Below are 22,852 nucleotides of genomic sequence, written 5' to 3'. Positions count from 1 at the left end.
GATCCAAGGGGTGAGCCGTGAGCATGGAGACCGGGGCACAGGCATGGGTTGAAGTTGTTTTAAGGGACCTTGATGTACATCTCGGGGGCATCCCGGTGTTGCGTGATGTGAACTGGCACCTGCGTCAGGGAGAGCATTGGGCTGTTCTCGGGGGTAATGGCGCCGGGAAATCAACGCTGCTCAAACTGGTTCACGGCATGCTCTGGCCCAGGCAGTTCAAGGGAGAACGGGTCTACCTGCTCAACGGGAAGACACGGATTTCTCCGGTTGCAATGCGGCGGCTGGTTTCCCTGGTGTCCTGCGAGATGCAGGATCTCTACTGGAAACGATCCTGGAATCTGCCCGTGCGCACGGTGGTTGAAACCGGGTATTTTGATACGCCGTTTGTGTACGAACCCCTTTCCCGTGCCCAAAAAGATCATTGTCTGGAGGTATGTGAACGATTCGGCATTGCCCATCTTGCTTCTCGCGGGATGCTCCAATTGTCCACCGGAGAAGCCAAACGGGTGTTGCTGGCTCGGGCCATGGTCAAAAACCCCAGGTTGCTTTTGCTGGATGAATGCTGTCTGGGCCTTGATCCCCAAAGCCGCAAGGATTTTCTGGGCATGGTGGACATGATTGCGGCCCAAGATCACCTCCATGTGGTGGCCACCTCCCATCGTCACGAAGAACTGCCCCGGTGTATCACCCATGTTGCGGCCATCAAGGCAGGCACGATCCATGGGATCACCCGGAAGAAGCCTTGCCTCCCGGAAGTTCCCTCCTCCGGTTCTGCCGGCATATCCCTGTCTTCCTGTTCTCCCCTCATGCAGGTACCTGTACGCGCTCCGGGCGAGGGTGTGTTGATCCGGATTGCCAACGCAACCGTACGCCTGCACGGGCGGGATATTCTGCACCATATTTCCTGGACCATGACCTCGGCACAGGATTGGGCCATTGTCGGGCCCAATGGCGCAGGCAAGACAACTTTGCTCAAGTTGATCTACGGGGCCGTGTATCCCCTTGCCGGCGGTCAGGTGGAGCGGTTGTTTGCCGGAGATGCCGACAATGTGCGCGCCATGCGCAGGTACATGGGTTTTGTTTCCTGTGCTCAGCAGACCGAATATCCGGAAAATGCCACGGGTCGCCAGGTGCTTTTGTCCGGTTTTTACAGTTCCCAGGGAATGCATGAGACCCCCACCAGACATGAAATGGATCGTTGCAACGAGGTGGCCGCATGCCTGAACATCACCACCCTTCTTGATCGCATGGTGCAATCCCTGTCATATGGCCAGATGCGCAAACTGCTCATTGCCCGGGCCATGATTCACTCTCCAGGCATCCTCTTGCTGGATGAACCCTTTGCCGGTGTGGAAGCCGGATGGCGGGAAGAGATTCGCCATCTTCTCATGATCTGTCGCAACCAGGGAACCAGGATCATCCTGGTCACCCACCATCTGGATCAACTGGAAGGCCTGGTGTCCCATGAACTGGTTCTGGACCAGGGCCGGATAGTCCGGTGTGGCCCGTTGAATCAAAGGGGATCCTGAACCTGGTTTTTGACACAAAAGGGGCAACAGGATCCCGCCATGGTGTCACCTTCCAATGCATGGCAATCCTTTGGGTGTTTTCCCAGCCATTCCCTGTCTTGATTCTTCCTTGGAAATGGGCAATGAACTCCATGCGTCATGAAGTGTTCTCCCAGGTTCGTTTTGATCTTTTTCCAGGTAGTTGCATGATCCCTCCCCTGTTCAAACACGTGCTCGTCAAGATATTGTGGCTGGGTGTGGTTTTTCTGGGCATTACCGTGCTCAGTTTCTGGGTCATCCATCTGGCTCCGGGATCACCCACGGATCTCCAGACCACCCTCAATCCCATGGCCGGCGAAGCAGCCAGGGAACGGCTGGAACAATTGTATGGGCTGGATAAGCCCATTTACATTCAGTACATGAACTGGTTGAGCCGGATCGTGCGTTGTGATTTCGGCCGGTCCATGAGCGGGGATCACCGCCCGGTGTGGGACAAGATCAGGGAGCGTTTGCCCCTGACCCTGAGTCTCAACATCATTGCCCTGATCCTTATCCTGGGCATCTCCATTCCCATTGGGGTGCTTTCGGCCTACTATCAGGGGGGCTGGTTTGATCGTCTGACAACGGTGCTGGTATTCATCGGCTTTGCCATGCCCGGGTTCTGGCTGGCCCTTTTGCTCATGCTCCTTCTGGGCATAGCCTATCCTTTGTTTCCCATCTCGGGATTGACTTCCCTGGATTTTGCGTCCCTGTCCTGGTGGGACAAGTTTCTGGACCTGGCCCGACATCTGACCCTGCCGATCCTTGTCTATACCGTTACCGGGCTTGCCGGCATGTCCCGGTTCATGCGTTCGTCCATGCTCGAAGTGCTTCGCCAGGATTATATCCTGACGGCCCGGGCCAAGGGGCTACCTGCGCGAACGGTCATCTTTCGTCATGGATTGCGCAACGCCCTGCTGCCGGTGATCACCTTGCTCGGCTTGTCCGTACCCGGGCTCATCGGCGGAAGTGTCATCATCGAATCCATCTTTGCCTTGCCCGGACTGGGCCAGCTGTTTTACCAGGGTGTCATGGCCAGGGATTATCCTCTGATTATGGGTAATCTGGTTCTGGGAGCCGTGCTGACTCTGGCCGGTAACATGCTGGCTGATTTGGGGTATTCCCTGGCTGATCCGCGCATCAGATCGGGAAAGCAGGACACATGAGGCAAGAACAGAGGCGAAGTGAGCAGTACGCAGGGCGCAGGAAAAGGCCTTTGGGGAGAGGAAAAATCCGGTGACCATTTTTTGCAGGAATCGGCATGTTTTACATGCAAGATGCCCAATGCACGACATGGCAGCTTGTTCTGAACGTATGGGAAACAATTTTTTCCGTTCATACGAGCGGCCCTGGCGAACATGCATCCGGTGCGTCCATTGTTTCATTTTTTCAGGAGACCCTGCTGTTTCATGATTTCCATACAAACACGAATGGCTGTTTCCAGATACGGGCTGTTTGTCCTGGGCCTCATCCTGGTGGGATTCATGGCCGGGCTGGCCTTGTTGGCGCCGGTCATCTGTCCCTATGATCCCAATGGGGTGAACGTTCATGCCATGCTGCTTCCGCCTGGTCCCGACCACCTGTTGGGCACGGATGCCCTGGGACGGGATGTCTTTACCCGCCTGGTTTATGGTGCCCGGGTTTCCCTGTGGGTGGGATTTGTGGCCGTGGGCATTTCCGCATCCATCGGCATGGTTCTGGGCCTCATTGCCGGGTATTTCGGCGGACTGATCGATGAGATCATCATGCGCGGGGTGGATGTGATGCTCTGCTTTCCCTCGTTTTTTCTCATCCTTGCGGTCATTGCCTTTCTTGAGCCCAGTCTGAACAATATCATGATCGTCATCGGCCTGACCTCGTGGATGGGCGTGGCCCGCCTTGTGCGGGCTGAAACCCTGAGCCTCAAGGAACGTGATTTCATCAAGGCGGCCCGCATTTCCGGGGCCGGCGTGGTCCGCATTCTGGCGCGCCATGTTCTGCCCAACGCCATGACCCCGGTTCTGGTTTCCGCCACCCTGGGCATTGCTGCGGCCATCCTCACGGAGTCGGCCCTCAGTTTTCTGGGCCTTGGCGTTCAGCCGCCGGTACCCAGCTGGGGCAACATGCTCATGGAGGGCAAGGATGTCATGGAGATTGCTCCCTGGCTTTCCGTGTTCCCGGGGCTGTCCATCCTGTTCACTGTGCTCGGTTACAATCTTCTGGGCGAAACCCTGCGGGATCTGCTTGATCCCCGTCTCAAGCAGCGCTGATCATGAACATTGCCTGCATCGACTGCTCTCTTGTTCCCGCCCTTGAGTCACTGGGGCATACCTGTCTCGCCCTCCACCCACCCTCTGGCTACTCGCGACTCTCCCCTCTCCTGGAACAGGCGGATTTCAAACCCGACATCATCGTTCAGCAGGAAACCCTGGGGCCGCGTAAAATTCTGATCGATTTGGATGCATGGTCATGTTGCAAGGCGTTCTGGTCCATTGACACCCATCTGAATGCCTTTTGGCAGGTTGCGTACGGCAGACTTTTCGATCTTGTACTGACGACCCAGAAGGATTGGGTGGATAAGCTGAAGCTGCAGGGGCTGCCCCATGTTGCCTGGCTTCCCTGGTACGGATTCGAGCATTCCTGGACGCCTTGGGAGCGAAGGGCGCATGAGGTGTGTTTCGTGGGTCGGGTTACCGGTCATCGCATGCCCCGAAAGAACTTGGTGGATTTTCTGTGCTCAACCTTCAATGCCATGTTTGAGCAGAATATCAGCTTTGCAGCCATGAAATCCCTGTACGCTGATTCCCGTATCGCTCCCAATGAATCCATCATGGCCGAGGTCAATTTCCGCTCTTTCGAGGCTGCCTCCTGCGGGTGCCTGGTCATCAACCAGCGTTTCGACAACGGGCTCGAGGAACTCTTCGAGCCAGGGCGAGAGATGGATACCTTCGATCATGTCCTGGAGCTGGAATCCAAGATCGCCTATTATCGCAAGAACACGCAGCAGGCTCGCATGGTTGCGTTGGCCGGGCGCGAGCGTGTGCTTGACGAGCATCTCCCCGTGCACCGGGCAAAACGCCTTCTTGCATTGTGCGAATCCTCTCCACCGACGGCATCCAGGGGAATCGACAGCATTGTGGCTCTGGCCATGACGCAATGGATCTTCCACGACGCAGATCGCATTGTCATTGATCTCATCCCGGTCAGAGATATCCTGCTCTCAATCCCGTGTACTCCCGACGGTCTGGCGACATTGATCCGCATCGTTCATGCCACGGGTTCCTGGGAAAATCTTCGTGATCTCATCCTTCCCATTCTCCAGCAGGGTCAGTATGCCCATCATCTCGGGGTGAATCTGAGCGCGTCCATGGCTGCGTTGCATTATGGTCAAACGGCTTTGGCCAAGCAATTTCTGCTGCGTCACATAGTTACCTGCCGCCTCCGAGAGAACCCGGGTGATTCCGATCCGGTGAGTATTTCCCGGAGCTGGTCACGCATTCTCCTCAAGGAAAAACGCATTTTCCGCATAGGGCTGTCGTTCAACCCTAAAAAGTCCCTCCCGGAAACTGCTCTTGAATGTCTGCTCGTTGCCGAGTCCCATGATCCGGACAACCCGGAGCTTGTACGCGAGATCTCCGGGCTTTTCGGGTTGCAAAGGGGGCTTGAGGGCTCTCGACTGCGTACTCTGTCCTTCCTCAGCCTACGCGCTCGAAACGATTGGCGGATGGGATGCGAGCTCGCCTTGAACAACTTGCGGGTGTTCCGTAAACGTCAGGGTTTGGAAGAACTCGTGGTTGCCCATGATCTGGCCGTGAGTCAGGGACAAAGGGATCGTTTCATGCGTACGATCAAACGTATGGATCCCAGTGGCATGATGGAACTGTGGGTCAGTTCCATGGCCGCGAAATTCTGAAGAATGATGCAGTACTTTCAACGGATAGTGTCTCCAAGGTAAATCATGCTCGAATTCCTACGTATCAGAAACCTCGCTCTCATCGAGGATGTGGAAATGGATTTTGTGGCCGGATTGAACGTGCTTACCGGCGAATCCGGGGCCGGCAAATCTTTTATCCTCAGTGCCCTTGATTTTATTCTCGGCGAAAGGATTTCCTCGTCCATGATCCGGTCGGGGTGTGAAAAGGCCCAGGTGGAGGCCATTTTTGTCCTTGATGGCCAGGAGGTGATCCTTCGGCGGGAGATCCTGGCCGAGACCGGGCGCAGCCGCATCTATATCAACGACAAACTGGGCTCCCAGGAAAAGGTTCAGGCCCTTGGGCCCAGTCTGCTCATTCATACCAGTCAGCACGGTCAGCAAAAACTTCTTCGGCCCGCCTATCACGTACACATTGTGGACGGTTTTCTCGATGATCCCGGCCTCCTTGTCCGACACAGGGAGATGGTCCGGGAAATGGCCCAGATTCTGGCCCAGGAGCAGGAAATCAGGGATCGGGTCAGAGGACTGGAGGAAAAGCGGGATTTTCTGGAATACCAGCAGGCCGAGATTCAGAAGGTTGCTCCCAAGCCCGGAGAGGAAGAAGCCCTGCTGGCTGAAAAGAAGATCATTCAGGCCCAGGCGGATTCCCGGGAAATGATCCATCAATCCCTTGAAGTGATCAACGGCCAGGAGTTTTCCCTGCTTGAAGGGCTGGGGGTTTTGCAAAGCCATGTGCAGGCATTGGCCGATCTTGACGAGCGGTATGCAGAATATGCCTCGCACATGGAGGATGCTCGACAGTCCGTTCTGGAACTGGACCGCGAGCTGCGCAGTGAACCCATGGACTTTGAGCATCAGGCCCGGTTGGAGGCCATTGAGTCCAGATTATGGAAACTGGCCCAGCTCCAGCGTCGCCTCAAACGTTCCCTGGACCGGATTCTGGAGCTTGAGCAGGAGATCCAAGACAACATCGCCTTTCTTGACCAAAGCAATCTGCAGCTGACGCAGTTGGAACGCAAGCGCATGGATCTGGCCCAGGACCTTGCCACCCTGACCCAGCAGCTGAACACGGCCCGGTCACAGGCTGCCAAGGTTTTGAAGGAGCGTTTGGAAGACCGTCTCAAGGATCTGGGCTTTTCAGACAAGCTTGAACTTGTTTTTGAAATCGAGCGCAAAGAGATTCATCCCGACATTTTTGAAGAACGTCCGCGCATTTTCTGGGTGCCCAACCCGGGTCAGCCCCCCCAGCCCCTGGATAAAATCGCTTCAGGAGGGGAGTTGTCGCGTTTTCTGCTGGCTGTTGTCGGTCTGCGGGCGGAAAGGGATATGCCCACACTTCTTTTTGATGAGGTGGATTCGGGCATCGGCGGGATCACTCTGAACAAGGTGGCCGCAAGCATTCAGGATCTGGCCCGGCGCCAGCAGGTCATTTTGATCACCCATTGGCCTCAACTGGCGGCCATGGCCGAGCGGCACTTTCATATCCAGAAACAGGTCCGGGACGGCAAGACCTTTACCCTGTGTTCCCGCCTCAAGGATAAGGAGATTGTTGCCGAGCTGGCCCGCATGGCCGGGGGCGGCGACAAGGGGATGATGCTGGCCAGGGAGTTGGTAGGAAAAACTGGATAGATGGATCACAAACAACGGGGGTTGTGGCTCTAGTCATGCCCCAACCTTTGCCTACGAGAGCACGCATGATTGATGACAGAAAACTGCGCTTTGCCCTGGCCCATTGGCGGATCGGGGTCCATCTTGTCCTGCGAACGCGTCATTTCGGTGTGAACAACCAATGGTGGGAAGGTCGGTTTGCTTCGGTCCTGGGCAAACCCTTGTGGCTGGTGCTTTTGCGCATGGTCATGGTCTACCCCCTCATCAGGGACTACCGATTTGTGCGTGTCCGCATGACCGCCATGGGCATGATCCATCCCGATGAAAGCGAGGTCTTGTTCGGGAAAAAATAACAATCTATGCGGTCACTTGATCATGATTTTTTTTGACATGGTGATGGGACTGGGCACGTTGCCTGGTGTGCCATGCAGTGGAGCAAGGATATAGTATGGATCTTTCTGTTGAGTTTGCCGGGTTGCATCTCAAGAACCCCGTGATCACGGCATCCGGAACCTTTGGCTATGGTGTCGAACTGCAGCAGTTCGGGGATCTGTCGCAACTGGGAGGGATTGTGGTCAAGGGGCTTTCCTTGGCCCCCAGAAAAGGCAATCCTTCTCCCCGTGTGGCCGAGACCCCGTGCGGGATGCTCAATGCCGTTGGTTTGCAAAATATTGGTGTGGAGTCGTTTTTGCGTGACAAACTGCCCCTTTTGCCCTGGCAAAAGACACCGGTCATCGCCAACCTGTATGCTCACAGCTGTGAGGAATTCGGGGAGTTGACCGACATGATGGCGGGAGAACAGGGCATTGCAGCCTTTGAGGTGAACATCTCCTGTCCCAATGTGCGGGAAGGCGGAGCCGCCTTTGGTCAGGATCCGGTGCAGGCGGCACGGGTGACCAGGGCGGTGTGTCAGCGGGCCGGGAACAAACCGGTCATTGTCAAATTGAGCCCCAATGTCACGGACATTACGGTTATTGCCCGGGCTGTTGAGGATGCCGGGGCTCACGGGCTCTCCCTGATCAATACCCTTACGGGCATGGCTGTTGATATCCGGACCAGAAAACCTCTTCTGGGCAATGTGACCGGAGGATTGTCCGGCCCGGCCATTCATCCTGTGGCCCTGCGCATGGTGTATGAGACCTGCAGGGCTGTTTCCATTCCTGTTATGGGCCTGGGGGGGATCATGTGTGCCGAGGACGCCCTGGAGTTCATTCTGGTGGGAGCCCATGCCGTGCAGGTGGGAACGGGTTCGTTTACTGGGACGGGGTTTGCCTTTTCTTTGGCTGAGAAAATGCGGAAAACAGCCCGGAAAATGGGTCTTGATTCATGGGATGATTTTCGGGGCCAGCTTGATACAACGACCGGATGATGAACACCGGCGCTCAAAAGCCCCTGCCCGGCAATCCGGTCAATGATCCATGAAGGCGTTGATCTCGGCCATGATCTCCGGGGCGGTGAATCCCTTGAGCTGGATGGCGCCGGACCGGCAGGCCGCCGTGCACAGACCGCATCCCTTGCACAAGGAGGGCTGGATGGTGGCCTTGCCCGTTTGGGCGTCGAACATGGGCGCACCATAGGGGCAGACGGTTACGCACACGCCACAGCTGACACAATACCCGGGATTGACCTGGGCCACGCTTCCCGAGCTGTGGATTTCCCGGGCCGCGAGCAGGGTGACGGCCCGTGCGGCCGCAGCCTGGGCCTGGGCAATGGATTCATCAATGGGCTTGGGGGCATGGGCCAGGCCGCAGACAAACACGCCCTGGGTGGCAAAATCAACGGGCCGCAGTTTCACATGGGCCTCGGAAAAGAACCCGTATTCGTCCTGGCTGACCTTGTACATGTTGGCCAGGGCGTTTTTCTTTTCCGGCACAATGGCCGTGGCCAGGACCAGAAGATCCGGCTGGATGCGCAGTTTGCGCCGGAGCACGCAATCATTGAAATCGATCTGCAGGGTTGTGGCTGTCCGGGTGACGGAAAGGGGTTTTTCAAAGCAGTAGCGGATGAAGTGTACCCCGCTTTCCCGGGCCTGGCGGAAAATGTCCTCCTGAAAGCCGTAGGGCCGCATGTCCCGGTACAGAACGTAGATGTTCATGTCCGGGTTGAGTTCCCGCAGGCGCAGGGCGCTTTTGATGGTCTGGGTGCAGCAGAGCTTGGAGCAATAGGGGCGTGAAGGGATGCGCGAACCCACGCATTGGATGAGTACGGCCGTATCGGTTTTGGCCAGGGATTCTTCATCGTCGATGAATTTCTTGTGCAGATCCAGACGCGTAAGCACCCTGGGGTCCTTGCCGTACAGGTACATGTCCGGTTTGAGCTCTTCGGCCCCGGTGGCAATGATGGTCACCCCGTGGTGCAGTTCACTGACAGCGCCGGCGGTATTGATGGTGGTGACGAAATTGCCCACAAATCCCGAGGCATTGGTGATCTGCGTGTTTTTGAGCACCGTGATGTTGGGATGGTTTTCCACGGCCTGGATGGTCGCCCGGAGATAGGCGTGCACGTCTTCCTTGCGCCAGGTTCTTTGGAGAAACCAGGCCTTGCCCCCCAAACGGTCGGAACGCTCCACCAGATAGGTGGTATATCCCTGGTCCCCGAGGTTTTTGGCCGCTTCCAGGCCGGCCACGCCCCCGCCAATGACCAGGGCGGATTGGGCAATGGTCAGCCGCGGTTCCTCCAGGGGTTCCTGCAGGGCGACCTTGGAAATGGCCATGCGCACAAGGTCAATGGCCTTGTCTGTTGCAGCCCGGGGATCAGCCTTGTGCACCCAGGAGCACTGGTTGCGGATATTGGCCATTTCAAAGAGATACTTGTTGATGCCCGCGTTGATGAGGGTTTCCTGAAACAGGGGCTCATGGGTTTTGGGAGTACATGCGGCCACTACCACCCGGTTGATCCCTTTTTCCCGGATCACCTGAGAGATGTTTTCCTGGGTGTCCTGGGAGCAGGAAAACATGTTGGTGCCCACATACACCACCCCGGGCAGGGATTGAACCGCCTGGTCAAGGCGGTCCATGTCCACCACACCGGCGATGTTGGTTCCGCAGCGGCACAAGAAGACCCCGATGCGCACGGGCTCTCCCCGGGTTTCGCGCAGGGGTGGTTCTTCCCGGGTCTTGCTTCGGGTGAACCGGGCCGGCGCGAGCCTGCTGCCCACGGCGCCAGCAGCCGCACTGGAATCAATGACCGAGGATGGGATATCCTTGGGAGCCTGAAAGGATCCGCATACGTAAATGCCCGGACGGGATGTCTGCACCGGGGCAAAGGATGATGTGGTCACGAACCGGTAATGGTTCAGATCAAGACCCATCTTTTGGGCCAGGTCCGCGTTTTTGGCATTGGCGCTCAGGCCCACGGACAGGACCACCATGTCGAAATGTTCCTCGGCGATCTCACCGGCCTCGTCCACATACCGGATGGCGTGGCGGCCGGTGGCATCCAGGGGCGAGATCTCGGAAATCTTGGATTTGATGAACCGGACACCGGCTTCATCCTTGGCCCGGTTGAAATACTGTTCAAAGTTTTTCCCATTGGCCCGGATGTCCAGATAGAAAATGGCCGCATCCAGAAAATCCGTGCAGTGCTCCTTGGCCAGCATGGCCTCCTTGATGGCCGCTGTGCAACAGACCGCCGAGCAGTACCCGTTGGCCCCCTTGTGCCGGTCTCTGGAGCCCACGCATTGGAGCCAGGCGATCTTTTTGGGGGTCTTTCCGTCCGAAGGGCGGACAAGATGCCCGTTGGTGGGCCCTGAAGCCGACAGGATGCGTTCGAATTCCAGGTTTGTCAGGATGTTTGGCGAACGGGTGTACCCGTAGATATCCTGTTTGCCCGGATCAAAAGACACGCACCCCTCGGCCAAAACCACAGCGCCCACGTTGAGTTCGATGGTTGTGGCGGTCTGGGTGTAGTCAATGGCATGCTGGGGACAGATTTTGGCGCAATTGCCGCATTTCCCCCGGGTCAGGTAGATGCACTGGGTCTCGTCAATGGCGTACTTGAGGGGAACGGCCTGGGCGTACTTGAGATAGATGGCTTTGCGCTTGGACAGCCCGCCATCGTATTCATCCGGAACCTTTTTGGGACATTTTTCCGCGCACAGTCCGCAGGCAATGCACTTGTCCGGGTCCACATACCTGGGATGCTGAAGTATGCTGACCGTGAAATTGCCTTCTTTGCCTGTAACCGCAGTGACTTCCGAAAGGGTCAGAAGTTCGATGTTGATGTGCCGGCCGACCTCGACCAGTTTGGGTGAGATTATTCACATGGCACAGTCATTGGTCGGGAAGGTCTTGTCCAACTGGGACATCATCCCGCCAATGGAACTGGATCGCTCCACCAGGTACACGTAATATCCGGCATCTGCCAGATCCAGGGAGGCCTGCATGCCGGTGATCCCGCCACCAACGACCACTACCGCGCCGATCATGTTGTCCGCCATGGGAAAACTCCGATTATGTAGAGTGCTTGCTGTATGCAGCTCATGTATTGCGTCTGCAGACAGGGGCTCATGCGTGATGTTATGAGGTTATGTTGTGATAAAATCCGTCAGTTGCCGGGGCGTCTCCTGGAATTTCGGGTTCCGGGGCCCTGAACGCTTCAACCTGTCCTTCAGGTCTGGTCGGTCGAAACCAGGGTGAATCCCGGTTCAAGGCCGAGTTCCTCGGGCCGCGCCCCCATGGCCAATCCCATGATCTGGGTCAACAGGATGGGACGGACCAAGGGAGTTTCCTGGTCCGGGGTCAGATTGCTGAACTGGAGGTGGCAATAGGGGCATCCGGTGCACAGATAGTCGGCTCCGTGCTGATGGGCCAGGGCCAGTTTCCTGCGAGCCAGGCCAAGGGAAAGATCGTTGTCAATGCCGAGCAGGGGCGCTCCGCAGCAATCGTATTTGGTATCCCATTTAAGAGGCGTTCCGCCGGTGATTTCAAGCATTTCTTCCAGGATGGAGGGGGCAATGGCATCGTCAAACAGCGTGATGTCGCTGGGGCGCAGGGCATGGCATCCGTAATGGATGGCCAGGCGGGCGCCCTTGATGGGTGCGCACACTGCCTGATTCAGGGTTTGCAAGCCCACTTCCTGGTAGAGAACATTGAACAGGTGACGGATGCGTGTCTTTCCCGCATAGTGCAGCCCTTCCTCGGCCAGCACTGCATTGACCCGTTCCTTGAGCTCGGCATCTTCCTGCATGAATTGTTCAGCCTTTTTCAGGGTGCCGAAACAGCACATGCACAAGGTAAGGACATCGCGCCCCCTGGCCTCGGCCAGGGCCAGATTCCGGGCAGCCGAGGCCAGAAAGGCGATTCTGTTCAGATTGCGCATCGGGTAGCCGCAACAGGTAAACTCGGGGATGTCCAGAATGGTCAGCCCGAGCTTGTGCAGCACCGTACGGACCGAACGTTCATAGCCCTGAACCCGGGCAGGGATCTGACATCCGAGAAAAAGCGCGTATTGGTTCATGGCAATATATCCTGCAGAAATAGGCAAGGTGGTCAATGGTTGTGTGGCTGTACACCGTGCGCAGGTGGTTGTGTCCCGACAACAGGGTCCCCTGGTGCAAACGGGACGGTTCGGTCATGGGTAGACCACGTTCTGGTCCGCGGGAATGGCCGTGGAGGTCTCAATCCAGCCTGATCCGATCCGGTTTGTGGACGGATTCGGCATTTTTCACGGCCGCATGCTTGAGACGGTAGAACAGGTCCACAATACGTACATCCTGGGGACAATGTTCCTGGCATTGATAGCAGGTGGTGCATTTCCAGATCATGGCCGACTTGGAACACATTTCCGTAAGCCCCAGCCCCAGGGAGCACATGATCTGGTGGGGGAGCATGCCCAGCTCCTTTTGGGGGTGCTCATACAACGCCACCACCGGACAGATGGTGGTGCAGTTCTGGCAGACAAAACAATAGGAAAAGGTTTTGTTTCTGGACAGGCTGGCTGCATCAGGATCTTCGCGTTCCTGAAGGAGCAGGGGGGCCTGCGGGTCCATGAGGGATTCAAAATTGTCCTGAACCCGGGCAAGGCCCTGGCTGGTCGCCTTGTCCATGTACTGGTGCAGGGTTGTATCCCTGGTCAGGGCCGGGACACTGGCCAGGGGGGACAGGAGCGCCAGGGGAACGTCTCCGGCCTCAAGGAGATGTTTGCGCAGGTCCATCCACAGGGTGGCCATATCGATTCCCGAGGGACAGACCTCAAAACAGCGGGCGCAACTGGTGCAGACGAAAATGCCCTGGGCAAGCTGTTTGCGTGCTGTAGGCGGGATGGGTCTGGAGGGAGAACGCCCCTTGATGTACTGCATTTTTTCACCGGGCAGAATAAGGGGATTGTCCAGAGTCCTGGCCGCCACCATGGCCGAACAATGCTGACTGCAGACGCCGCAATGGGTACAGGCAAAAGGCCCCATGGCCTGGCGGACGGCCAGGGCTGCCGGATGGCTCTGGGGACCCATGACCGACCTGGTCAGCAGGCTCAGGGGCGTGGTCAGGATATGCAGGAATTTGGTCAAGGGAAGGGTTGCCAGACCGAGGAGACAGGAAAGCACATGGATATACCAGAGCAGGGAAACCATGCCCATGCGATCCAGAACCGGTGCGATGGGCGCCATGGCCCTGGCTGCGGCGTATCCGGCAAATGCCGAGGTGTTGGCGTCATGGCAGGAGGCACAATATTCTTCGTGCAGAGCCTTGCCCTGGGTGAGGGCGGCGTCGGACATGGTGACCGGTCCATGGGCAACCAGGGCAAACTCCTCGCTCCAATAGGCCGTGAGGGCTTCCAGTTCCGAAGGGTCGTCCTCGGTGTCAATGGCGGCATACTCTTCCACCATGTCCATGAAAACCGTCTGGGAAGTCATTTTCATGCCTTCCAGGGCGATCCCCGAAAGCATGATCACCCCCAGGAGGACCAGGGCAAAAAGATCCTGACCATTGGAAAGAAGCAGGTGTTCCCGGATGATGTATCGCCGAAAGACGGCCAGAACGACCCCGGCAAGGATCATGATCCCCAGGATTTCCCGGCCCATGAAAAAGGGGTTCAGGGTTGACTGGTAGTCGGGAAAAAGATGTTCCGTGACCACACCGGCCAGGGCGTGAAAGATGAGGAGAAGAACAAAGGGAAGGAAGATGAGCTGATGGGCGACCCACCGCAGTTTGCTGGCCCTGAAAAGGGGGCGCAGAAACAGGATGTCCACCACCAACGCCCTGCCCAGGGCAAAGAGTCTGCAAGGGACAAGGGAGCCGAGCATTCCCTTGAGCACGGCGCGTACACGGCTTCCGGCCCCGTAGGGAGATGGAGTCCCCAGGACGGAGGGAATGAACCAGCGGGAAACAGTGACGCCAAGGCCCACGATGAACAGGGCAAACGCGATCCAGAAAAGTGTCGAAAGGGTCATGCGCAAGGGCTCCTCTGCTAAAATAAAGCCATTGTCGGATAAAGGGCAAGAAAAAATGCGTCTAGAAAAAGAAAAATTTCACATCCCGTCCAAAGGGGTCTTGCCCGGCAAGTTGTACTCGGCTTGCTAACGTTTATCAAAAGGCTTAATGGCAGGATGCCGGACACAAAACCGATACCGCAACTCATGCTGAACGGCATTGGTGCTATCATGAAAGAAAAAATTCTCTTTGTCGATGACGAACCCAATCTGTTGCGCGGAATCAAGCTGGTACTGCGGAAAAAATTCACCGTGGATATTGCTGAAGGTCCCCTCAATGGATTGAAGAAATTCAAAAGTGACGGCCCCTACGCCGTGGTCATCTCGGACCTGAAAATGCCTGGGGCCGATGGCATTGATTTTCTGGAACAGGTGCGAAAGATTTCCGACGAGACCGTGCGCATGCTGCTGACCGGATACGGGGACCTTGACTCGGCCATAGAGGCCGTGAACCGGGGGCAGATTTTCAGGTTCATGAACAAGCCCTGTCCCAAGGAAACCCTGATTGCCAACCTGGAGGCCGGGGTGGCCCAGTATCGGCTGATACGGGCCGAAAAAGAGGTTCTCAAGGGAACCTTGCGGGGAACCATCCGTGTGCTTTCCAACATCCTTTCCCTGGTCAATCCAGCCGCCTTTGGCAGGGGAGAGCGCATTCGGGGACAGATGATCACCCTGGCCCGGGAACTCGGGCTGCACGGGGTCTGGCAATACGAATTGGCGGCATTGCTTTCCCAGATCGGCTGGGTTTCGGTGACCTCGCTTGGGCCTGACTCGCACATGGATGATCAGGACATGGCTCCCGAGGTGGCCGTGGCCGTGGAAAAGCATCCCGAGGCCGCGGCCTGGCTGCTTTCGGATATCCCGCGCCTTGAAAAGGTCATAGACATGATCCGATTGCAAAAGGCGGATTTTCAGCCGGATCAGAATATTCCCATTGGCGCCTATATGCTCAGGGTCTGTCTGGATTTCGATGCCCTGAAACAGCAGGAAATGCTCACTGCGGATGCCGTTGATTTCATGCTCAAGAATGCCGGACTCTACCACCCCGAGGTGCTTGAGCGTTTTTGCCGTCTGGTGACCACGTCCCGCAAGCAGGGGGTCCGTTCCCACAAGCTCAAGGATCTGCAGGAAGGTTGGATTTTTGCCGAGGACCTGGCCGTCAAGGGCGGGGGACATCTGCTCATTGCCAAGGGGCATGTGGTCAGCCAGGCCACCTTGTACCGCTTGAAGATTCTTTCGGAGACCTATTCCCTTGGCGACCGGTACGTCTCGGTATATCCCCCGCTTTTCAGCGATGACTAGAAAACCGACCTCCCCCGTGCCAGGCAATGATGGGCCTGCATCTTCCACCCTGGATGATCTGGTGGTCAGGGTCCCCTGGTTTTCCCGGTCCCAATGGCTTGTATTGGGACAGCACAGTGGCGACCCAAGGTTCCACATGCCCTACGGTCAATGGCGCAGGGAGGCCAAATCCAGCCTGGCGTCCATCCATCGCGCCGGCATAAGGACGTGCAAGGTGGATGTGGATGCCGCCAGCTTTGTCCGCTGGTGTTGTACCATGGACGAACCCGTGACCAGCGCGGCCCTGGCCCGATATATCACGGCCTGTCCGGATGATTTCTGACGTGCTGACAGGGAGCGTGCATCCTGACCCCGCTTAGAGGATAAAACGTTTTTTCCTGCAAAAAAGCCCCGTATATCGGGGCTTTTTTGTTATGGAAATGGTATGAAGTTTCTATCGCATGGGCGCAGGTGTGTCATTGCAAGGGCAGAGCCAGTTCGCGTTCGGGGGGCCTTGGCCGGCTGCGTGCTGGTTGCCGGGATGGTTTGCGGTGCCTTTGCTTTTTCACCGCCACTCTGCCTTTTCTGTAGGGATGAAGCCAGCATGGATCCATGTTTCCCACGTGGGTGGATGCCGTGCATGCATCGGCTCCCCTTGCCGATCCCGCGCAGCGCAGACAGTACTTTCTGATCACCTTGAGCAGGTTGGCACGTGTCCCTTGCGGGCGGGTTCCAAAACGATAGGGATACAGGGGGCAGGTCCTGTCCGGACACTCGGCCACGAATTTTCTGCTACCACCCTGGCATAACAGACATGTCTTGCGGATGGCCTTGATGGGGCTGATCCGTTCTGGGGGCATACCTTCCTCGCGTGCTGTGATCGGTAAACAACGGAATCGTTACGCTCTGTGTGCCGATGCCATGATCTTGTCAAGAGGTGTTTGCGGCAGGCCGTTGTGCGTTTCTGGTCTTCAACAAGCTCATCTTGCTGCATTTTCCTAAAATGTTTTTTCTTTTTTTGCAAACGGATTTCCCGAACCGTCCGGAGCTTTGCAAATGGGCATGGGAATCCGAAAAAAATGCTTGACACGCTTGTCCATTTTCGCACAAGGGAAAAAAGCGACCGAGCGCTCACTCGGGAATTGGAAGGAGAAACCATGTCACTCAAGCAAAACATTTTGGAATCCGCGACCCGGCTTTTTGCCACCAACGGATTCAAAAATACATCCATTTCGGCAATCTCCCGGCATTCCGGGGCTGCGGAAGGAACTATCTTTCACCATTTCAAAAACAAGGAGGATGTTTTTTTGTGTGCCCTGAACAGGGCCAAGGGACTTATCATCAATGAAGTGGATGATAAGATCAACAACAGGCAGTTCGATACAGGTCTGGAAATGGTCGAGGCTGTCATCAATGTGTATTTTTACCTGTCCGAAGCATGGGGGATGGAACTTGCCCTGCTTCATCGCAGTCATTCGTACGAATTGGCTTCGGTGAACGATGCCTGTCGGACAACCATTGAAACCATTTACAATTGTTTCTTGAATGCAATAAGCGAGGGAATCATCATCGGCAAGCAAGACGGATCCATTGGTGATGTTGCTCCATCCAAGACTGCGGTCATTATTTTCGGGATGCTCAACGGCTTGTTGCGATTCAATGCGGAGAACATTTTCCCTGTGCATTCCCTGTATTTTGACATTTTACAGGCGTGCAAGAAAATTCTAGCCAACAGTTGTGACGAGGTGCAGGTATGATTGCTGTCGTATCCAAGGTCTTTCCCTGTGTGAATTGGTTCAAGGGATATTCCATGGGCAAGTTCAAGCTGGACATGGTCGCAGGCCTGACCGTGGCCCTGGTTCTTATCCCTCAGTCAATGGCCTATGCCCAGCTGGCCGGGATGCCCGCATATTATGGTTTGTATGCATCCTTTTTACCCCCCATGATCGCGGCCCTGTTCGGATCAAGTCGTCAGCTGGCAACAGGACCGGTGGCGGTTGTATCCCTGATGACGGCCGCTTCCCTGGAACCCCTGGCCACGGCCGGAAGCGAGGCGTTCATTGCCTACGCCATTTTACTGGCTTTAAGCGTGGGGCTTTTCCAGCTGCTTCTGGGCGTGCTCCGTTTGGGGTTGGTGGTCAATTTTCTTTCGCATCCGGTTGTCAACGGGTTTACCAATGCTGCGGCCATCATCATTGCCACATCCCAGTTTTCCAAACTGTTTGGCGTGTACGTGGACAAGGCCTCGCATCATTATGAAACCATTTGGCGGGTCTGCAAGGCTGCTGTCCATTACACCCATTGGCCCACCCTGGCCATGGCCGTGCTGGCTTTCGGGATCATGTACGGTCTCAAGAAAATCAATCCCAGAATCCCCAACGTGCTGGTGGCCGTAGTGGTGACCACCCTGCTTTCCTGGATGCTCGGGTTTCAGCATGATTACACGGGACGCGTGGATCAGATCATGGCTCCGGAGGTGCGAACCCATATTGATGCCTTTAATCAGGCTGTTGCAGCCAATGCTGCATACGGCAAAAAGCGGGCCCAGCTTACGGCGGAGCTCGTTGCCATCAAGGAACAGAGCGGCGTTCGATCCATTGACTATCTGGACAAGCAGCATGAGATCGACATTGTGAGCGCCCAAATCGAAAAGGCCAAATCCCAGGCCCATTTGTATCGGGAACAGATTCGCAATGCGTTGTTCGCCGGGGTAAAACAGCCCGAAGGCTCCCTGCTTTTCTATCTCCGGGACCAGGTCCCGGCCGGGATGCAGGACGATGGCCGGACCTGGAGGGTCAAGGTCGGCAATGCCCTGCTCGACGATGATGCCATCCGGTTCATGGGGGGGGGCGCGGTTGTGGGTGTTGTTCCCCGCGGGCTGCCGACCATGAGCATCCCCTCCATTTCCCTGGGCACCATCCTGACCCTGCTTCCGTTTGCTGCCATCATCTCCCTGCTCGGGTTCATGGAGGCCATTTCCATTGCCAAGGCCATGGCCGCCAAAACAGGTCAGCGTCTGGACCCCAACCAGGAACTCATTGGTCAGGGCCTGGCCAACATCATCGGCGCCTTTGGCAAAAGCTATCCGGTTTCCGGATCTTTTTCCCGTTCGGCCGTCAATCTCCAGGCCGGGGCCGTGACCGGATTTTCAAGCGTTGTCACCAGCCTGACCGTTGTCATCGCCCTGCTCTTTTTCACCCCGCTTCTCTACCATCTCCCCCAGGCCGTGCTGGCTGCAGTCATCATGATGGCGGTCATTGGCCTGATCAATGTTTCCGGTTTCATTCATGCCTGGAAGGCCCAGTGGTATGACGGGGCCATCTCCATTTTCACCTTTGTGTGCACCCTGGTTTTTGCCCCCCATCTGGACAAGGGCATCATGATCGGGGTGATCCTTTCCCTTGGCGTGTTCCTGTACAAGAGCATGCGGCCCAAGGTGGCCAAGCTGGCCATGGGCAAGGATTCCTCCCTGCAATGCGTGGACACTTCGGTTCTTGACGAATGCAAATACATCGCCACCATCCGGTTTGATGGACCGCTGTTTTTTGCCAATGCCAGCTATCTTGAAGATCAGGTCACGGAAATCATGCGTTCCATGCCCCATCTTCGGCATATTCACATATCGGCCAGCGGAATCAACGAAATGGACGCATCAGGTGAAGAAGCCCTGTCCCTTCTGGTGGAACGTGTCCGAAGCACGGGCAGGGGCATCTCCTTTTCCGGGGTCAAGGAACGGGTTCTTGACGTCATGAAACGGACCCATCTTCTGGAAAAGATCGGCGAGGAAAATATCTATTCGACCCTTGAAGGAGCCATCAAAGGCCTGTACAACTCGGTTCATCCCCACGATGAGGACGGTTGTGCCTGTCCCCTGGTGAGCTACATCCCCAGAAACGGGGATCGTCAGACCAAACAGCCGGCCTGACCGGATTGAAGATAACTCGTGTCATCCCATGATAAAGCCGCGGCCTGCAGGGGGTTCGTGCCAAGGACCCTTGCAGCGTCGTGCAACCCCATTCTTCCAAAGGAGGATGCTCATGCCTTCGATATCGATATTCCACGGCAATTTCGTTCATTCCAAGGAAATCGGCACCACCGTGGCCGACGTCCTTGGCTACGAACTGGTGTATGATCAGGATCTCATTACCAAGGCCAGCGAACGTTTCAATATCGCCGCCAACAAGATCACCCGGGCCGTGTACGAAAAACCCTCGGCCTTTGATTCCTTTACCCACGAAAAGGCCCGCTGCGTGGCCTACCTCAAATCCGTCATGGCCAGCGATTTGGCCAGGGAAAACGTCGTGTACTACGGTTTTTTGGGACATCTGATTCCGGAATCCGTCTCCCATGTGCTCAAGGTGTGTCTCATTGCCGACCGCAAAGCACGTCTCGAAGTGGCCCAGGCCACGGGACTGAGCGAGAAAGAGGCTCAAAAGGCCATTCTCAGGCATGATGAAAGTTGTGCCTACTGGACAGACCATCTTTTCCACAAGGAGCCCTGGGACGCGTCCTTGTATGATATCATCATTCCCACGGACAAGAAGGAACGTGCCGAATGTGTGGACATCATCGTGAAATCGGTCAATAACGAGATTTTAAGGTCCACCGAGAAAAGTCGCCAGGCGGTTGCCGATTTCGTGCTGGCTGCCAAGGTGGAACTGGCTCTGGCCAAGTCCGGCCACAGCATGAAGGTGACCGCGGATCAGGGCGACGTGACCATTGTCATCGAGAAGAACGTGATCATGCTTTCCCGCCTTGAAGACGAGCTCAAGCAGATCGCATCGGAGGTGGAAGGGGTGAAGGCCGTTTACACCAAGGTGGGTCCCAATTTTTATCGCAATGATGTCTACAGGCGGTACGATTTCGAGACACCCACCAAGGTGTTGCTTGTGGATGATGAGCGGGAATTCGTGGAAACCCTGTCCGAACGCATGCTCATGCGGGACATGGGTTCCCATGTTGTTTATGATGGCAAAGAGGCCCTGGATTTTGTTCAGGAAGAAGAACCCGAGGTCATGGTCCTGGATCTGCGCATGCCCGGCGTGGACGGTTATGAGGTGCTGCGTCGGATCAAGAAAGAGCATCCCCGGGTGGAGGTGATCATCCTCACCGGACATGGTTCCGAAGCAGACCGGGCCAAGTGTATGGAGATGGGCGCTTTTGCCTATCTGGAAAAACCTGTCAATATCGACAAGCTGGCTGAAACCCTTAAAGCCGCCAAGGCCAAGTACGCCCAGTCCTAGGCAAAATGGATGCACCCCGGTCCCGGGCCATCGGTAAGAAGGTTCGGGACCGGGCTGACCGGACGCGCACGCACAAGACCTCTACCTCAGGTTATGGGTTCGGACCATGAAAAACATCCCCGCATTCCTGTACAGGCTGCTGCCCCCGTTCTGGAGGGAGACCGAGCCCGGTAAAAGCACCCCCTCTCTTTTCAGTTATCGTCGTGTCTGGTGGTGGGTCATCATCAGTACGACCACGGTTTCCATCCTTCCTTTGCTTTTGCTGACGGTCATGAACCTCAATCAGTATCAGAAGACCATCTATTCGGAGATGGTCTATCCCGTGTCCAGGCTTGTCTCCAATGTCAAACGAAGCGTCTCCTTTTTCCTTGAGGAGCGCCGTTCGGCCCTGACTTTTCTGGTGGAAGACAATTCCTTTGAACAGCTGACGGATAATCGTCATCTCTGTAAGCTTTTTGTCCATCTGAAAGAATCCTTTGGCGGATTCATCGACCTGGGGGTCATTGATGTCCATGGGGTCCAGCGGGCCTATGTGGGCCCCTATCCCCTGCAGGACAAAAATTACAAGGATCAGAGCTGGTTTGGTGAGGTCATTGTCCGGGGCATCTATATCAGTGACGTGTTCAGGGGATTCCGGGACGTTCCCCATTTTATCATCGCCGTGAAACACCAGCAGGATGATGGTTCTTTTTTCATCCTCAGGGCCACCATTGATACCAGTGAGTTTTATGATCTGGTGGAACACCTGGATATCCGGCCCGGCTGGGACGCCTTTATCGTCAACAAGCAAGGCGTGCTCCAGACGCCCTCGCGCATCCACGGCAAGGTGCTGGAACCCAGCGGGGTTCAGGTGCCCCCGTATTCCACAACCACCCAGATCATTCAGACTACGGACTGGGTTACCGGGTATGCCTATATTCCGGACACTCCGTTCGTTTTCATGCTGCTTCGGGAGCAGGGCGGCGAGGCCGACGGCTGGGATAAGCTGCGCACCCAGGTGCTCATCATCCTTGGGGCCAGTGTTGTTCTTATTTTCTTTGTCATCCTCGGGGTGGTCACCTTTCTGGTCAACCGTATTTACATGGCCGACAAGACCAGGGCCGCTGCCATGCGGCGCATCGAACACACCGGGAAAATGGCGTCCATCGGCAGACTGGCTGCTGGCGTGGCCCACGAAATCAACAATCCCCTGGCCATCATCAACGAGAAAAGCGGTCTCATCAAGGATCTGCTGACCTACTCCAAGGAGTACAAGGCGGATTCCCGATTGATAGGCCTCATTGATTCCGTGATCGAGTCGGTGGAACGGTGCAGCACCATTACCCATCGGTTGCTCGGATTTGCCCGGCACATTGATGTGCGGGTGGAGTCCCTTGATCTGACGTCCCTTATGGAAGAAGTGCTCGGATTTTTGAAAAAGGAGGCCGAATACAGGGATATCCATATTGGTCTTCACGCGGATGAGGATCTGCCTGAAATCCAGAGTGACCGGGGGCAGCTCCAGCAGGTTTTCCTGAATATTGTCAACAATGCCTTTGCCGCGGTGGATGATGGCGGCTGGATCAATATCGAACTGCAAAAGATCGACACCAACCGCGTGGCCGTGATGATTGCCGACAACGGCAAGGGGATCAGTCCGGAAAACATCAAACGCATTTTCGAGCCCTTTTTTTCCACCAAGACCAGCCAGGGGGGGACCGGGCTAGGTCTTTCCATCACCTATGGGCTGGTGGAAAAACTCGGGGGGACCATTCATGTGGAAAGTGAACCGGGCAAGGGCACAACATTTACTATCGAACTGCCCATCAAGCGATAGCCGCCGGATTCAGGCAAA

Annotated in this window: 18 protein-coding genes; 13 read left to right on the top strand and 5 right to left on the bottom strand. The window is 56.2% G+C overall.

Annotation, left to right across the window (positions count from 1 at the left end; translation table 11 throughout):
* Positions 1-23: 23 nt before the first annotated feature.
* From DPF_RS05725 to DPF_RS05695, 7 genes are all read left to right on the top strand, one after another.
* Positions 24-1,529, top strand: coding sequence for an ABC transporter ATP-binding protein (locus tag DPF_RS05725; RefSeq protein ID WP_231702151.1), 1,506 nt, complete (start codon positions 24-26; stop codon positions 1,527-1,529).
* Between the two features lie 185 nt (positions 1,530-1,714).
* Positions 1,715-2,713, top strand: a complete 999-nt coding sequence (locus DPF_RS05720; RefSeq protein ID WP_069858762.1) for an ABC transporter permease — start codon at positions 1,715-1,717, stop codon at positions 2,711-2,713.
* Positions 2,714-2,956: 243 nt separating this feature from the next.
* Positions 2,957-3,796, top strand: coding sequence for an ABC transporter permease (locus tag DPF_RS05715; protein WP_069857938.1), 840 nt, complete (start codon positions 2,957-2,959; stop codon positions 3,794-3,796).
* Between the two features lie 2 nt (positions 3,797-3,798).
* A complete protein-coding gene (locus DPF_RS05710) occupies positions 3,799-5,439 on the top strand; it encodes a glycosyltransferase family protein (RefSeq protein WP_069857936.1) in 1,641 nt (546 codons plus the stop codon).
* Positions 5,440-5,484: 45 nt separating this feature from the next.
* Positions 5,485-7,089 (top strand): DNA repair protein RecN, encoded by a 1,605-nt coding sequence (locus tag DPF_RS05705; protein WP_069857934.1) that lies wholly within the window; start codon positions 5,485-5,487, stop codon positions 7,087-7,089.
* A 65-nt stretch (positions 7,090-7,154) separates the two neighbouring features.
* Positions 7,155-7,421, top strand: coding sequence for a hypothetical protein (locus tag DPF_RS05700; RefSeq protein ID WP_069857932.1), 267 nt, complete (start codon positions 7,155-7,157; stop codon positions 7,419-7,421).
* Between the two features lie 95 nt (positions 7,422-7,516).
* A complete protein-coding gene (locus DPF_RS05695) occupies positions 7,517-8,437 on the top strand; it encodes a dihydroorotate dehydrogenase (RefSeq protein ID WP_069857930.1) in 921 nt (306 codons plus the stop codon).
* Between the two features lie 39 nt (positions 8,438-8,476).
* Here the strand turns inward: DPF_RS05695 and DPF_RS05690 are convergent, their stop codons facing one another.
* The 4 genes from DPF_RS05690 to DPF_RS05675 form a co-directional block, all read right to left on the bottom strand.
* The gene (locus DPF_RS05690) at positions 8,477-11,197 is read right to left on the bottom strand and encodes an FAD-dependent oxidoreductase (protein WP_218069963.1); all 2,721 of its coding nucleotides are present in this window, start codon (positions 11,195-11,197) and stop codon (positions 8,477-8,479) included.
* A gap of 129 nt (positions 11,198-11,326) precedes the next feature.
* A complete protein-coding gene (locus tag DPF_RS14495; protein WP_501161664.1) occupies positions 11,327-11,545 on the bottom strand; it encodes an FAD-dependent oxidoreductase in 219 nt (72 codons plus the stop codon).
* Between the two features lie 131 nt (positions 11,546-11,676).
* A complete protein-coding gene (locus DPF_RS05680) occupies positions 11,677-12,525 on the bottom strand; it encodes a CoB--CoM heterodisulfide reductase iron-sulfur subunit B family protein (protein WP_069857924.1) in 849 nt (282 codons plus the stop codon).
* Positions 12,526-12,685: 160 nt separating this feature from the next.
* Positions 12,686-14,455 carry a 4Fe-4S dicluster domain-containing protein gene (locus tag DPF_RS05675; RefSeq protein WP_069857922.1) on the bottom strand — a complete coding sequence of 590 codons (1,770 nt, stop codon included), beginning with the start codon at positions 14,453-14,455 and terminating at the stop codon, positions 12,686-12,688.
* A 210-nt stretch (positions 14,456-14,665) separates the two neighbouring features.
* Between DPF_RS05675 and DPF_RS05670 the strand changes: the two genes are divergently transcribed.
* On the top strand, positions 14,666-15,796 hold the full coding sequence (locus DPF_RS05670; RefSeq protein ID WP_069858760.1) for a response regulator: 1,131 nt from the start codon (positions 14,666-14,668) through the stop codon (positions 15,794-15,796).
* The gene (locus DPF_RS05665) at positions 15,789-16,118 is read left to right on the top strand and encodes a hypothetical protein (RefSeq protein ID WP_141721065.1); all 330 of its coding nucleotides are present in this window, start codon (positions 15,789-15,791) and stop codon (positions 16,116-16,118) included. The genes DPF_RS05670 and DPF_RS05665 overlap by 8 nt, the downstream gene beginning before the upstream one ends.
* Before the next feature lie 133 nt (positions 16,119-16,251).
* Here the strand turns inward: DPF_RS05665 and DPF_RS05660 are convergent, their stop codons facing one another.
* Positions 16,252-16,635, bottom strand: coding sequence for a hypothetical protein (locus tag DPF_RS05660; RefSeq protein ID WP_069857918.1), 384 nt, complete (start codon positions 16,633-16,635; stop codon positions 16,252-16,254).
* A 297-nt stretch (positions 16,636-16,932) separates the two neighbouring features.
* On the opposite strand from DPF_RS05660, the gene DPF_RS05655 reads away from it, so the two are divergent.
* From DPF_RS05655 to DPF_RS05640, 4 genes are all read left to right on the top strand, one after another.
* Positions 16,933-17,532: a TetR/AcrR family transcriptional regulator gene (locus DPF_RS05655; protein WP_069857916.1), complete on the top strand. Its 600-nt coding sequence runs from the start codon at positions 16,933-16,935 to the stop codon at positions 17,530-17,532.
* Positions 17,529-19,700: a SulP family inorganic anion transporter gene (locus tag DPF_RS05650; protein WP_069857914.1), complete on the top strand. Its 2,172-nt coding sequence runs from the start codon at positions 17,529-17,531 to the stop codon at positions 19,698-19,700. The genes DPF_RS05655 and DPF_RS05650 overlap by 4 nt, the downstream gene beginning before the upstream one ends.
* A 112-nt stretch (positions 19,701-19,812) precedes the next feature.
* Positions 19,813-21,018 (top strand): response regulator, encoded by a 1,206-nt coding sequence (locus tag DPF_RS05645; protein WP_069857912.1) that lies wholly within the window; start codon positions 19,813-19,815, stop codon positions 21,016-21,018.
* A gap of 106 nt (positions 21,019-21,124) precedes the next feature.
* Complete coding sequence (locus tag DPF_RS05640) at positions 21,125-22,834, top strand: sensor histidine kinase (protein WP_069857910.1); 1,710 nt, start codon at positions 21,125-21,127, stop codon at positions 22,832-22,834.
* Positions 22,835-22,852: the final 18 nt, after the last annotated feature.

Origin of the sequence: Desulfoplanes formicivorans, assembly GCF_001748225.1 — a bacterium.
GTDB lineage: Bacteria > Desulfobacterota > Desulfovibrionia > Desulfovibrionales > Desulfomicrobiaceae > Desulfoplanes > Desulfoplanes formicivorans.
Note: the sequence above shows the minus strand (reverse complement) of the source record. Positions and strands in the feature narration are given on the sequence as shown.

What these genes read in the sequence shown, in the direction of transcription:
- DPF_RS05725 (WP_231702151.1), top strand. Translation starts at nt 24, where the DNA reads ATGGAGACCGGGGCACAGGCATGGGTTGAAGTTGTTTTAAGGGACCTT.
- DPF_RS05720 (WP_069858762.1), top strand. Translation starts at nt 1,715, where the DNA reads ATGATCCCTCCCCTGTTCAAACACGTGCTCGTCAAGATATTGTGGCTG.
- DPF_RS05715 (WP_069857938.1), top strand. Translation starts at nt 2,957, where the DNA reads ATGATTTCCATACAAACACGAATGGCTGTTTCCAGATACGGGCTGTTT.
- DPF_RS05710 (WP_069857936.1), top strand. Translation starts at nt 3,799, where the DNA reads ATGAACATTGCCTGCATCGACTGCTCTCTTGTTCCCGCCCTTGAGTCA.
- DPF_RS05705 (WP_069857934.1), top strand. Translation starts at nt 5,485, where the DNA reads ATGCTCGAATTCCTACGTATCAGAAACCTCGCTCTCATCGAGGATGTG.
- DPF_RS05700 (WP_069857932.1), top strand. Translation starts at nt 7,155, where the DNA reads ATGATTGATGACAGAAAACTGCGCTTTGCCCTGGCCCATTGGCGGATC.
- DPF_RS05695 (WP_069857930.1), top strand. Translation starts at nt 7,517, where the DNA reads ATGGATCTTTCTGTTGAGTTTGCCGGGTTGCATCTCAAGAACCCCGTG.
- DPF_RS05680 (WP_069857924.1), bottom strand. Translation starts at nt 12,525, where the DNA reads ATGAACCAATACGCGCTTTTTCTCGGATGTCAGATCCCTGCCCGGGTT.
- DPF_RS05675 (WP_069857922.1), bottom strand. Translation starts at nt 14,455, where the DNA reads ATGACCCTTTCGACACTTTTCTGGATCGCGTTTGCCCTGTTCATCGTG.
- DPF_RS05670 (WP_069858760.1), top strand. Translation starts at nt 14,666, where the DNA reads ATGAAAGAAAAAATTCTCTTTGTCGATGACGAACCCAATCTGTTGCGC.
- DPF_RS05665 (WP_141721065.1), top strand. Translation starts at nt 15,789, where the DNA reads ATGACTAGAAAACCGACCTCCCCCGTGCCAGGCAATGATGGGCCTGCA.
- DPF_RS05660 (WP_069857918.1), bottom strand. Translation starts at nt 16,635, where the DNA reads ATGCCCCCAGAACGGATCAGCCCCATCAAGGCCATCCGCAAGACATGT.
- DPF_RS05655 (WP_069857916.1), top strand. Translation starts at nt 16,933, where the DNA reads ATGTCACTCAAGCAAAACATTTTGGAATCCGCGACCCGGCTTTTTGCC.
- DPF_RS05650 (WP_069857914.1), top strand. Translation starts at nt 17,529, where the DNA reads ATGATTGCTGTCGTATCCAAGGTCTTTCCCTGTGTGAATTGGTTCAAG.
- DPF_RS05645 (WP_069857912.1), top strand. Translation starts at nt 19,813, where the DNA reads ATGCCTTCGATATCGATATTCCACGGCAATTTCGTTCATTCCAAGGAA.
- DPF_RS05640 (WP_069857910.1), top strand. Translation starts at nt 21,125, where the DNA reads ATGAAAAACATCCCCGCATTCCTGTACAGGCTGCTGCCCCCGTTCTGG.